General features: G+C 49.1%; 10 protein-coding genes. 6 read left to right on the top strand and 4 right to left on the bottom strand.

What is annotated here, in order from left to right:
• Window positions 1–102: 102 nt before the first annotated feature.
• Window positions 103–1,788, bottom strand: a complete 1,686-nt coding sequence (locus C8D98_RS06220; protein WP_132873074.1) for a methyl-accepting chemotaxis protein — start codon at window positions 1,786–1,788, stop codon at window positions 103–105.
• A gap of 268 nt (window positions 1,789–2,056) precedes the next feature.
• Here C8D98_RS06220 and C8D98_RS06215 point away from each other — a divergent pair, with 268 nt between their 5' ends.
• The 5 genes from C8D98_RS06215 to C8D98_RS06195 all read left to right on the top strand — a co-directional run bounded on the left by C8D98_RS06215 (window position 2,057) and on the right by C8D98_RS06195 (window position 7,066).
• The gene (locus C8D98_RS06215) at window positions 2,057–3,235 is read left to right on the top strand and encodes a class I SAM-dependent rRNA methyltransferase (RefSeq protein ID WP_132873072.1); all 1,179 of its coding nucleotides are present in this window, start codon (window positions 2,057–2,059) and stop codon (window positions 3,233–3,235) included.
• Between the two features lie 103 nt (window positions 3,236–3,338).
• Complete coding sequence (gene potA / locus C8D98_RS06210; RefSeq protein WP_132873071.1) at window positions 3,339–4,433, top strand: spermidine/putrescine ABC transporter ATP-binding protein PotA; 1,095 nt, start codon at window positions 3,339–3,341, stop codon at window positions 4,431–4,433.
• Window positions 4,426–5,277 carry a spermidine/putrescine ABC transporter permease PotB gene (gene potB, locus C8D98_RS06205; protein ID WP_132873069.1) on the top strand — a complete coding sequence of 284 codons (852 nt, stop codon included), beginning with the start codon at window positions 4,426–4,428 and terminating at the stop codon, window positions 5,275–5,277. Before potA ends, potB begins: the two co-directional genes overlap by 8 nt.
• The gene (gene potC / locus C8D98_RS06200) at window positions 5,274–6,041 is read left to right on the top strand and encodes a spermidine/putrescine ABC transporter permease PotC (protein ID WP_132873068.1); all 768 of its coding nucleotides are present in this window, start codon (window positions 5,274–5,276) and stop codon (window positions 6,039–6,041) included. Before potB ends, potC begins: the two co-directional genes overlap by 4 nt.
• On the top strand, window positions 6,038–7,066 hold the full coding sequence (locus tag C8D98_RS06195) for an ABC transporter substrate-binding protein (RefSeq protein ID WP_132873066.1): 1,029 nt from the start codon (window positions 6,038–6,040) through the stop codon (window positions 7,064–7,066). Before potC ends, C8D98_RS06195 begins: the two co-directional genes overlap by 4 nt.
• A 123-nt stretch (window positions 7,067–7,189) precedes the next feature.
• Here C8D98_RS06195 and C8D98_RS06190 read toward each other — a convergent pair whose 3' ends face one another.
• Entirely contained in the window at window positions 7,190–8,866 is a 1,677-nt protein-coding gene (locus C8D98_RS06190; RefSeq protein ID WP_132873064.1) for a glutamine--tRNA ligase/YqeY domain fusion protein, read from the bottom strand.
• 12 nt (window positions 8,867–8,878) lie between these two features.
• The gene (gene gltX / locus C8D98_RS06185) at window positions 8,879–10,345 is read right to left on the bottom strand and encodes a glutamate--tRNA ligase (protein ID WP_132873062.1); all 1,467 of its coding nucleotides are present in this window, start codon (window positions 10,343–10,345) and stop codon (window positions 8,879–8,881) included.
• Window positions 10,346–10,478: 133 nt separating this feature from the next.
• On the opposite strand from gltX, the gene C8D98_RS06180 reads away from it, so the two are divergent.
• Entirely contained in the window at window positions 10,479–11,831 is a 1,353-nt protein-coding gene (locus C8D98_RS06180) for an HD-GYP domain-containing protein (RefSeq protein WP_132873060.1), read from the top strand.
• 22 nt (window positions 11,832–11,853) lie between these two features.
• Here the strand turns inward: C8D98_RS06180 and C8D98_RS06175 are convergent, their stop codons facing one another.
• A complete protein-coding gene (locus C8D98_RS06175; RefSeq protein ID WP_132873058.1) occupies window positions 11,854–12,057 on the bottom strand; it encodes a hypothetical protein in 204 nt (67 codons plus the stop codon).
• Window positions 12,058–12,143 lie beyond the last annotated feature (86 nt).

The following is a 12,143-nucleotide window of genomic DNA, read 5'->3' as shown; positions in this document are numbered from 1 at the left end:
ATATTTTGTATATATAAATCAGTTTAACTTTAACATTATTTAACATCAATGTAAAAAAGAAAACCGTATGTGCCTTCATTGTCAGACACATACGGTTCTTTATCAGGCTCTAGTCTTGAACTTGCTTACCATAATATGCAGATCGTCCGCCTGCTTCTGCAGGTCGGCAACTGTCGCCGTCACCTGAGCAAGTGCGTTTGAGCTTTCATCGATTCCCGATGAAATTACCTGCGCATTTTCGTTGATGTTTCCGATGGCTGATACCTGCTCCTGAATGGCGCCGTTTATTGTGTGGTTTGTTCTGTTGATGCTTTCAACGGAAACGACTATCTGCGAGAACACAGCCTCTGTTCCCTGAATAGCCTTCGCACCGGAAACAACCTTTCCTGTTGCCTCGTCCATGTCCACTGTGGCTATTCTGGTTTCGCTCTGGAGGCTTGCGATGATGTTCTCTATCTCTTTTGTTGCACTCTGTGTGCGCTCTGCCAGCTTTCTTACCTCGTCGGCAACAACGGCAAAACCTCTGCCGTGTTCCCCTGCCCTTGCAGCCTCAATGGCCGCATTGAGCGCCAGAAGGTTTGTCTGGTCGGCGATATCGTTGATAACGCTGACGATGTTTCCTATTTCAGAAGATGAACTGGCCAGATTATTAATGGTTTTGCCCAGCTTTTCCACTTTTTCTTTAATTCCCATAACTTCGGACACAGAGCTTAAAAGCTGCTGTTTGCCCTCACGGGTGAGCTTTTCTGTTTTGGCTGCCTGATCGTTGGCTTCGCCTATGGACTGCATGACATGCTGTGATGTAACGCTTATCTCCTCTGTTGCACTGGCAACGGAAGTAACCTGACCGGCCTGATCAAGAAACGTTACGGTAAGTTCCTCTGTTGTGCTCGCAAGCTCGGTGCTGGCCGAAGCCACGTTTTCTGAACCCTCTTTAACAATGGAGATTATCTCGTTCAGTTTTCCTATGAATTTATTGAAGTGTCTGGCCATCTCGCCCATTTCGTCGTTGGAGAGGATAGGCAGGTCACGGGTGAGGTCGCCCTCGCCGTCGGAAACTTCCTTAAGAAACTGGTTGATGCTCTTTATGCTTCTGGTGAGAATGCTTGAAAGGAAGAAGGAAACGATTATGATACCGCCGGTGATGAGAGCCGACATGGTGAGTATCACCATTATTGTCTTTGTGACTGTTGACTGAAGCTCATCCTCTTTGGCTTTCACTGCGTCCTGAATATCGTCAACATAGAAACCTGTTCCAAGCACCCAGTTCCATTTTTTAAGCTCCACGGCATAGCTGAGTTTTTCAACCTCCGTGTTCTTGGATGCCTTAAACCACTGATAGCTTACATATCCGCCGCCTTTCTTGGCCGCATCTATCAGTTCCTTGAATATGTATACGCCGTTCTTGTCCTTCATTCCGATGAGGTTCTGTCCTACCAGTTCGGGTTTGGCCTTGTTTGCCAGAACAACACCCTCGTCGTCATTCAGGAAGATATAGCCGTCGCTTCCGTATGAAAGCTCCTGAAGGATAGCCGCAACCTGAGCCTTGGCTTCAGGATCATCGGCACTTGAGTTGTCATATACTTTTTTAATGGATGAAAGTGCAAGATCTATATATTGCTTCAGCTCCTGTTCCTTCGCCTGACGCATGCTCTGGCGGAAACTTTCGATCTCGGTCTCTCCGATCTTTTTTAGCTGAAAATAGGTGAAAAACGTAAGGAATAATGCAGTAAGCAGCACCGGAACAACTGCCATTAAAGCTATTTTGTACCGTATGGACAGATTCATGTCGCCTCCGAAAAAAAATAATTAAGAATGTAAATTTTGTTTAATTGTTGCCGCATATTCTCTAAATTTCAAGTCAATATTACCGGAAATATCCATAAATTAAACTTCTGTTAATTCAGAGAAGTTTCGTATAATATCCGAATCCCCCGACAACAGGGAAACACAGATACAACATACAGGATTGTAAAGAATCTTACAACGTTAAAAAGTTTCGGTCAGCCGCTCTTATTCAGTTGAAATATTCGTGAGATTGTGTTGAATAGCAGATATGAAAACAGTAATACTCAAAAAACAGAAAGACAAACTGGCAAGAAACAGAAACCCGTGGGTGTTTTCCGGCTCGGTTCACTCTGCCGAAAGCGGAATAAGAAACGGCGAAGCCGTCCGTGTTGTTGATGCGGATAAGAAATTCGTGGCATACGGGTTTTACAGCGAACACAGCGCAATAACCCTGCGCCTTTTCTCATGGAACGAGGACGAGCAGGCACGCCAGAGCCTTTTCACAGCAAGGCTTCAGGCGGCACTGAGTGCCAGAAAACGACTCATAAACAGCGAACAGACCGACAGCTTCCGCCTGCTCTACGGTGAAGCAGACGGACTGCCCGGCTACGTTGCGGATTACTACAACGGCCACATCGGCCTTCAGGTGAACACGGCCTCAGCAGTGCTCTATCTCCCGTTCATGACAGAAGCACTGAAAGCCGTTGTCAATCCCGTATCAATATATGCCCGCCCGGCAGACGAACTGAACAAAAAGGAAAAGGTCTTTTTTCAGGAAGCCTGCATATACGGCGATGCGCCGGAAAGAATACTTATCAAAGAGAACGGGCTAAAAATTTCAGCCAACCCTGTCAGCGGACAGAAAACCGGATATTATTTCGACCAGAGGGATAACAGAAAAGCTGTTGCGCAGTATGCCGCAGGTTCCGACGTTTTAGACTGTTTCTGCTACACAGGCGGCTTTTCGCTGAACTGTGCGGCGGCGGGAGCAAAAAGCATAACTTCCGTGGATTCATCTGCGGATGCGCTTAAAAACCTCGAAGAAAATTTTGACCTGAACGGTTTGCAGAAACCCGAAACGGTTAAAGCGGACGTTTTTGAATATCTTCGCCAAAGAAATACGGATTCCCGCAAACATGATCTTGTAATCCTCGATCCTCCCAAACTGGCAAAGTCGCAGTCTGCCATGGAACAGGCCTTGAGAGCATATAAGGACATAAACATGCTGGGACTGAAAAAGACTGAGAAGAACGGAATTTTCGTCACTTTTTCCTGTTCCGGCCGTGTTTCCAGAGAAGATTTCATAAAATCTGTTGCATGGGCGGCAAAAGATGCCGGAAGAACCCTCAGAATAACAGGTTTTATGTCGCAGGCGGGCGATCACCCCATAAGTCCTTTTTTCCCTGAATCAGAATACCTTAAAGGAATCATCGGCGTGGTTGAATAAGCGGCCTGTCATGATTTTGTGATTTTCCGGTTTTCAGTCAGTTTTTTATGGACTGTTTAGTCTTATTTGTATATAAGTACCTGATTATTTTTATCGGTGAAAAATGAATAGCGCAAGCGACATTGTCAGACTGGAGAACATCTCCAAATCATTCGGCGGTCACGGGGTGGTGCACAACCTCGACCTGATTATCAAAGACGGCGAATTCGTCACACTTCTGGGTCCCTCCGGCTGCGGAAAAACCACTCTGCTGCGTATCATCGCAGGGCTGGAAACGCAGGACAGCGGAAAAGTGTTCATCGGCGGCAAGGATGTCAGCACGATTCCTCCCAACAAAAGGGAGGTAAATACCGTTTTCCAGAGCTACGCACTCTTCCCCCACATGAGCGTATACGACAACGTTGCGTTCGGGCTGAAAATGGAAAAAACTCCGAAAAATGAAATAAACGAGCGGGTCATGGCCGCACTTGAAACGGTCATGCTCACAGGCTTCGCAAGCCGCATGCCCCAGAACCTCTCCGGCGGACAGCAGCAGAGGGTTGCAATAGCAAGGGCGATCGTGAAACGTCCGAAGGTGCTCCTTCTGGACGAACCCCTCTCGGCTCTGGACTATAAACTCCGCAAACAGATGCAGACCGAGCTGAAACACATTCAGCGGAAACTGGGCATAACTTTCATATTCGTCACCCACGATCAGGAGGAGGCTCTCTCAATGTCCGACCGTGTGGTGGTGATGAACGAAGGGGTTATCCAGCAGGATGCCACGCCCAAAGAGGTTTATGAGAACCCGAAAAACATGTTCGTGGCGAAGTTTGTGGGCGAGATAAACGTTTTGCAGGCCACAATCGAGAAGACAGAGGCCGGAAAACTCCGTGCGAACGTTGAGGGCAGACAGTGCAGCCTCACCAGAAAGCATTCATTCGTTGAAGGCGACAAGGTTAAGCTCCTTCTGCGCCCCGAAGACATCCGTCTGGAGCACATCAAAGACGCAGACAGCGACTATCCCCTTCAGGGAATCATAGAAGAGACAACATACAAGGGTGCAACGCTGGATTCCATTGTCCGTCTGGACAGCGGAACGCAGATAATGGCCAGCGAGTTCTTTGACGAGGACGACCCCGAATTTGAATACAAATCAGGAGAAAAGGTTGCCGTTAAGTGGGTTGACGGCTGGGAGGTACTGCTTCCCGATGACTGAGAAAAACCGCTTTAAAACCTTTTCCATAACCCTTATAACCGTCTGGCTCGTGATATTCGTTCTGCTCCCCACGCTGATGGGGTTCGCAGTGAGCCTGATGACCAGCAACACCCCCGGAGAGATTTCTCCGGTGTTCACCCTGAACAACTACAAAGCCCTGAAAGACCCTGTTTTCATTCAGGTTATGGCGGATTCATTCGAAATGGCCTTCATAACCACTATCCTGTGCCTTCTCGTGGGCTATCCTTTTGCGTATAATCTTTCGAAATATAAGGGGAAATTCAAAACACTGCTGCTTGTTTTCATAATAATCCCCTTCTGGACAAGCTCCCTTATCCGCACCTACGCCATCATTGTGATAATCAAGACAAACGGAGTGCTGAACAACATACTGATGTTTCTGGGCATAATCGATGAACCGTTAAGGCTTATGTACACCGAATCCGCCGTTCTGGTGGGGATGGTATACTCCCTTCTGCCGTTCATGATACTGCCTCTTTATGCGGTGCTTGAGAAGCTGGACTATAAACTCATAGAGGCGGCAAAAGACCTCGGCGCAGGACGCATGCGCACTTTCTTTCATGTTGTGCTGCCCCTCTCAATGCCCGGCGTCATTGCGGGCAGTATGCTGGTTTTCCTGCCCACTCTCTGCCTGTTCTATATTTCCGATGTTCTGGGCGGCGCAAAATCACTGCTTATCGGAAACTTCATCCGCAACCAGTTCCTGCTCACCCGCAACTGGCCTCTGGGCGCAGCGGCAAGCATGATACTCACTGTCATAATGTTCGTGATAATATACGTTTACTACAGAAGCACCAAGCAGACAGGCAGGGACGCCATATGATGCGGTTTGTAAAGATCAGCTATAACACGCTGATATACGCTTTCCTGTATCTGCCCATTCTGGTGCTTATCGCATATTCGTTCAATGCATCCAAGTTCGGAACAACATGGCAGGGGTTCACCCTTGAGTGGTACGAGAGTCTGCTCTACAACTCATCGCTTATGACGGCGGCGGGCAACTCGCTGATAGTCGCCACACTGTCCGCCACCATAGCCACCATAATGGGTTCGCTGGCGGCGGTGATGTTCTACCGTTACTCCTTTAAGGGCAAAAAGATGCTGATGTCGCTGGTTTATATTCTTATAATGGTTCCCGACATCGTAATGGGCATCAGCCTGCTTATCCTTTTTGTTGCGGTTCAGCTGGAGCCGGGGTTTCTCACCCTGCTCCTCTCACATATAACATTTAATCTGCCCTTTGTGGCTGTGACAGTTATGTCCAGAATGAAAGGGTTCGACAAAAACCTTTTCGATGCCGCAGGCGATCTGGGCGCAACCGAGTTTCAGACAGTGCGCCACGTTCTGCTGCCTATGATGCTTCCCGCTGTTGTTGCGGGATGGCTGCTCGCCTTTACTCTTTCAATGGATGATGTTATCATCAGTTTCTTTGTGACGGGTCCCGACTTCGAGATTCTGCCTCTGCGGATATACTCAATGGTCAGGCTGGGAGTTAAGCCGGAGGTGAACGCCCTCTGTACGGTGATGTTCACTCTTTCGCTTGTGATAGTTATGATATCTCAATTACTTAACAGGGAGAAGAAATGAAAAGACTGTTCTTGGTTATGCTTCTTTGCCTTTTGGCATCTTCAGTTTTCGCCAAAGAGGTGGTCTATGTTTACAACTGGTCGGAATATATTCCCGAGCAGGTTCTCAGAGGCTTTGAAAAAGAGACCGGAATCAAAGTTATCTACACCACCTACGACAGCAACGAGGTTATGTACTCAAAAGTGAAAGTGCTTGGCGGCAAAGGATATGACGTTATCTTCCCGTCCACCTACTATGTTAACAGGATGCAGAAAGAGGGACTGCTGGCTCCCATCAACCCCAAACTCCTGCCCAACCTGAAAAACATGGATCCTGCTCTGATGAACAAAGAGTATGACCCCGGCAACAAATTCAGCCTGCCCTATCTCTGGGGCTCGACATCGCTGGCAATCAACTCCGACTTTGTGAACCAGAAAGAGGCGAACACCTACCGCATCCTCTGGGATTCGAAATATAAGGGCAAGGTTGTTCTCACCGACGACCTGCGTGAGGTTTTCCATATAGCCCTGCGCATTCTCGGCTATTCAGGCAACGAAACCGACCCCAACAAGATAAAACAGGCATACGAGCTTCTGCGCAAACTCCGCCCCAACGTGCGTGTTTACAACTCAGACTCGCCCAAGATCCCCTTCATCAACGGAGAGGTCACTCTGGGTCTGACATTCAACGGAGAGATGTTCGCAGCCGCACAGGAGAACCCCTCCATTAAATACATCTACCCCAAAGAGGGCGCAATATTCTGGATAGACAGCATGTGCATCCCCAAGGCATCCAAAAACATCGCCAACGCACACAAGTTTATCAACTATATAATGAAGCCCGAAGTGGCGAAGATGATAAGCGAGGAAGTGGGATACGCCATCCCCAACAAAGCGGGAGTGGCGCTTCTGGATAAATCCGTGCGCTCAAACCCCACAATCTACCCGCCCTTAAGCGTTATCAAGCAGGGCGAGTTTCAGCTGGATGTCGGCAACGCCATCACGGTTTACGAAAAATACTGGAACCTGCTTAAATCAGGTAAATAGGAAAAGGCGGAGTAGATACTCCGCCTTTTTTATTCTCTAAAATCTTATTGTCGTTCGTCATCCTGAGGCATCCGCCGAAGGATCTCTGATGCGAGATTCTTCGCTCTGCTCAGAATGCCCTTATTAATTGCTTTGTGCTTTTGCCCAGCTGTCTTTCAAACCTACAGTTTTGTTAAACACTGGTTTTCCAGACACGGAATCCTTGTCGCTGGTGAAATAGCCCACACGCAGGAACTGATATTTCTGCATGGGTTCAACTTCCGCCAGAGAAGGCTCGGCATATGCCGTAACGACCTTCAGCGAATCGGGATTTATATTCGCTGTAAAGTCCATACCCTCCGGAGCCTTGTCGGGGTTGGGAGTGCTGAAAAGATGCTCATACAGACGAACCTCGGCCTCTATGCAGTGGCGTGCGCTCACCCAGTGGGCAGTGCCCTTCACCTTGCGGCCATCCTCTGTCCAGCCGCCCCTGCTTGCAGGGTCATATGAGCAGTGAAGCTCGGTTATGTTGCCCTCAGCATCCTTGATGACCTCTTCGCACTTGATATAGTAAGCATGCTTAAGACGCATCTCCTGTCCGGGCGACAGGCGGAAATATTTCTTGGGCGGATCTTCCATGAAGTCGTCCCGCTCGATGTATACCTCACGGCAGAAGGGCACTTTGCGTGTGCCGTCCGCCTCGTTTTCGGGGTTGTTCTCCGCATCGAACCATTCAACCTGATCCTCAGGATAGTTGGTTATGACCACTTTCAGCGGATCAGTAACAACCATAACCCTCTGGGCTATTTTATTCAGATCCTCACGCAGACAGAACTCAAGCTGCCCGTAGTCCACGATGCTGTTGCTTTTTGCAACGCCTATCATCTCGGCGAAATTTCTGATGGATTCGGGGGTGAATCCTCTGCGGCGAAGCCCGGCTATGGTGGGCATGCGGGGGTCGTCCCAGCCGCTTACCAGTTTTTTCTCAACAAGGGTCAGGAGCTTTCTTTTGCTCATGACCGTGTATGTCAGGTTCAGCCTTGCGAACTCTATCTGCTGGGGATGGAAAACTCCAAGCTCCTGAAGGAACCAGTCGTAAAGGGGTCTGTGGTCTTCAAACTCCAGTGTGCAGATGGAGTGGGTTATTTTTTCAACTGAATCCTCAAGCCCGTGTGCAAAGTCGTACATGGGATAGATGCACCACTTGTCGCCTGTGCGGTGGTGGTGGGCATGGGCTATCCTGTAGATAACGGGGTCACGCATGTTCATGTTGGGCGAGGACATATCTATCTTTGCCCTGAGAACACGCTCTCCGTCGGCAAATTCGCCGTTTCTCATACGCTGAAACAGGTCGAGGTTCTCTTCGACGCTTCTGTTTCTGTAGGGGCTTTCGGCACCGGCCTCTTTCAGATTGCCTCTGGTTTTGCGAATCTCGTCCGCATTAAGGTCGCAGACGTAGGCCTTGCCCTTTTTGATGAGGTTTACAGCGCACTCGTAGAAATATTCAAAATAGTCGGAGGCATAGAACTCTCTGTCCTCCCAGTCGAATCCGAGCCAGCGCACATCCTCACGGATGGAATCGACGTATTCCACATCCTCTTTAACGGGGTTTGTGTCGTCATAGCGCAGGTTGCATTTTCCGCCGAACTCTTTTGCCAGTCCGAAGTTGATGCAGATGGACTTGGCGTGTCCTATGTGCAGATATCCGTTAGGTTCCGGCGGAAAGCGGGTGTGTACTCTGCTTTCGTTCTTGCCCTCTTCCAGATCCCTGCGGATGATGGTCTTTATAAAGTTAGACGGTTTCGATACTTCTTCTTCCATGTATCCCAATCCTTATACGTTTTTTTCTATCCATTCGGAGGCTTTTTTAACACGGCGGACAACGGTGTCCCTGCCCATCAGCTCCAGCATATCCATCAGGTCGGGGCCGCCGCCCACGCCTGTAACAGCCAGACGGACAGCGGGGTTTATCTTGCCTGCGGACATCTCAAGCTCATCGGCTATGCCGTGGAAAAGTGCTTCAAGGCCGCCTCTGTTCCACTCGGCAACAGCGCCAGCCTTCTCTGTTATCATATCAAGAGCGGGTTTAACAGCCGCATTGAACTGCTTTGCCGCCTGTTTTGCGTCAAAATCTTCGGGGTCTGCAAAAAAATATGCGCCGTTCTCGCCGAACTCCGTAACTTTTTTACAGCGGGTTCTGAACAGAGAGACCACACGCTCCTTATATTCGGTGCTGAACTCTCCAACGGGAAGTCCCTTCTCAGCCCACATGGGTTCTATGTCGGCCAGAAGTTTTGCGGGGTCGTAGCTCTCCATATACTGGCTGTTCACCCATGTCAGCTTGTCCTCATCGAAAACCGAGGGTTTCGCAGATATTCTGCCCATGTCGAAAGCGTCGATTATCTCCTGAATGCCCATTATCTCCCTGTCGTCGCCGGGGTTCCAGCCCAGAAGGGAGAGGAAGTTCACCAGTGCTTCGGGAAGATATCCGCCCCTTTTATAATCCATTACGGAGGCCGCACCCTTACGCTTTGAGAGTTTTCCGCCGTCCGGTGAAAGGATTACGGGCAGGTGGGCTATTATGGGGGGCTGCCAGCCGAACGCTTTGTAAAGCAGGATATGACGGGGAGTGCTGGCTATCCACTCATCCCCTCGCAGAACGTGGGAAATTTCCATCAGGTGGTCGTCAACAACGCTTGCCAGATGGTATGTGGGATAGCCGTCGGTCTTCATAAGCACCGTGTCGTCAACCATGGTCACAGGGGTTTCTATCTCGCCCCTGATGCCGTCGACGAAGGATATCGTGCCCTCAAGGGGAGCTTTCAGCCTGAGAACGTAGGGAGTGCCCGCATCGATAAGCGCCTGCGACTCCTCTTTGGACATATCACGGCATTTTCTGTCATATCCGCCGTGCATCTCCTTTCTCAGTTCCTTCTCTTTGCGCACCTTCTCAAGCCTTTCGGGTGTGCAGAAGCAGGGGTAGGCCTGTCCTGAGTTCCAGAGGGTCTGCGCATATTTTTTATAGATATCAAGTCTTTCCGACTGGATATACGGGCCGTATTCTCCGCCCCTCTCAGGGCCTTCGGTCCATTCTATCCCAAGCCATTTCAGGCTCTCGAAAATCTCCTTGAGTGAATCCTCCTGAAAGCGTGTTCTGTCGGTATCCTCTATGCGCAGAAGAAAGGTTCCCCCTGTTTTTTTCGCAAAGAGATAATTAAAAAGGGCTGTTCTTGCGCCGCCGACGTGCAGATAGCCTGTGGGTGACGGTGCGAAGCGTACCCTGATAGGTTTGTCGCTCATTTTGACTCCTGAAAAAAATCTATATTCACAATGCCGATTAAACTGCTATACTAGCGTATTCCTATGTGTTTTTCAACCATGGAAGACACCTTATTTATTTCTGCGGAGCAGACTTATTTGCACGGGAGACAAGATGGATCTGAAACTGGATGCGGACAGCTTCGACCTGTACGTCACATCATCATTCGATGTTGCATATGCGCTGTCCAGAGCCCTGGACCTTGTTAATCCTCTGATAAATAATCATCATCAGCGGGTTGCCTTCATAGCGGGGAGCATTGCGGCCGAAGCCGGAATGTCCCGCAGCGAGATAGAGGACATTATTCTCGCATCGCTCATCCACGACATAGGGGTTGTCATGGAGAGCGAGTTTCTTGAGCTGGCCGATGTCAGCGACAAAAAAGGGGATTCGGAATACTGCCATGCGATTGTAGGTTCACACCTGCTCTCAAGCCTCGATCTCTTCCCAAACCTTCCCGCACTGGTCAAATATCACCATTCGCCCTACGGCGGCGAAATAAACCATCTGGCCGAAACATGCGACGAGGTCATTCCCGAAGGGGCAATGATAATTCACCTCTCCGACAGGATAGACGTTCTTCTGCACAGGGGAGAACCCGCTCTGGATCAGCGCATCAGGATATCTGAGAACGTTAACAGGTTTAAGGGAACAAAATTCAGCCCCGAACACCTCGCTGCGTTCAACAGGCTGGCAGAGAGAGAGTCTTTCTGGTTCGATATCGAAGAGCAGGAAAAATATAAACTGCTGAAACATACGTTCCGTTTTTCCCACATAAACATGGACATAGACAAAATTCTGGAAACGGCGAAACTCTTAAGCCGTATCATAGACTTCCGCTGTGTATTCACCGCCAACCACTCCGCAGGGGTTGCCGCCGCCGCAAAGCTGATAACCGAAAAGCTCGGCTTTCCGGAAAAAGACTGCAAGTCTATGATGATAGCAGGGTATCTCCACGACATAGGCAAGCTGGGCATCCCGTCGGCAATACTCTACAAGCAGGGAGCACTGGACGAGGATGAAAAGCTGATACTTCGTAAGCATCCTTACTATACTTTCTCAATACTCAACACGTTCCAGATCTTCGACAAGATAAAGAACTGGGCAGCCTTCCACCACGAATATCTCGACGGAAGCGGCTATCCCTTTCATCTCAACGAAGAAAGGCTCGATCTGGGATGCAGGATAATGGCCATAGCGGATATAGTTACCGCCCTAACCGAAGAGAGACCCTACAGGGAATCAATGCCCAAGGAGCAGGTTGCGGGAATAGTCCGTGAGATGGTGGAGAGCGGAAAGCTGGACAGCCATGTGGCCTCTGCGGTGCTTGACAATTTTGAAGAGATAAACGATGTGCGGCAGGCGTCTCAGGCGGAAGAGATGAAGACATTTGAAAGATTTAAAGATACGATAATGAGAAACAGTATCTGCAAAAAGAATATGAGGTTCATCACGGCTTTGCAGTGATGAACCGTGACATTCTTATTCCTCAGGCAGTCTTGTTTTCGAAAAAGTGAAGCATTGTTTTCGCTTTTTCTTCAACCTGCTTGGGGATCACTTTTTTCTTGGATTCCTTTTTGATCTCGAAATAGCATTTGTAAATAGCGCCACAGGTTTCGCAGCGTACTGCTCCGGCCTGCTTCACAGTTATCTTTGTGTCGCAGTCTTTACATTTGAACGATTTCTTAGCCATGATATAAACTCCGCATTTTGCGCAATCATCTTGTTTTTGACATTCTCATGTCACTTGATAATGCACAATATCACAGCTTTTCTGAA

This window comes from Seleniivibrio woodruffii (assembly GCF_004339245.1).
In the GTDB taxonomy this organism is placed as follows: Bacteria; Chrysiogenota; Deferribacteres; order Deferribacterales; family Geovibrionaceae; genus Seleniivibrio; species Seleniivibrio woodruffii.
The sequence above is the reverse complement of the archived record's forward strand: the minus strand, read 5'-3'. Positions and strand labels throughout refer to the sequence as shown.